The 399-nt window shown below is 71.2% G+C and carries 1 protein-coding gene; it reads left to right on the top strand.

The features are described 5' to 3' along the window. Window positions 1-399: UvrD-helicase domain-containing protein (locus tag GVL52_RS32560; protein WP_160012793.1), on the top strand; the 399-nt coding region annotated here is incomplete at both ends.

The raw sequence follows: 399 nt of genomic DNA, 5'->3' as shown, positions 1-399 counted from the left end.
CGCCACCTCGAGAAGTTCGCCGCGGCCCAGGAAGCGGAAGATGAGCTGCAGCGGCTCTGCCTCGCCGCGCGCCAGCACGGCGCATGGCAGCACCAGCAGCGCATGGCACGGCTCACGCGCGCGCTCGTGGCGTCCTTCGGCGCCCTCAAGCGCGAGCGCGGCTGGGTGGACATGAACGACGTCGAGCGCACCGCGCTGGTGATGCTCTCCGATCCCGTGCTCAGCGGCTGGGTGCAGGAGCGCCTCGATGCGCGCGTGCGCCATCTGCTGATCGACGAATTCCAGGACACGAACCCGCTGCAGTGGCAGGCGCTGCACGCCTGGCTCGCGGGCTACGTGGGTTCCGGGGGAGGGGCGCGGCCGCCCAGCGTGTTCATCGTGGGCGATCCCAAGCAGAGC

Origin of the sequence: Rhizobium sp. 18055 (genome assembly GCF_902706285.1) — a bacterium.
Classification (GTDB): Bacteria; Pseudomonadota; Alphaproteobacteria; order Rhizobiales; family Rhizobiaceae; genus Rhizobium.
The sequence above is the reverse complement of the archived record's forward strand: the minus strand, read 5'-3'. Positions and strand labels throughout refer to the sequence as shown.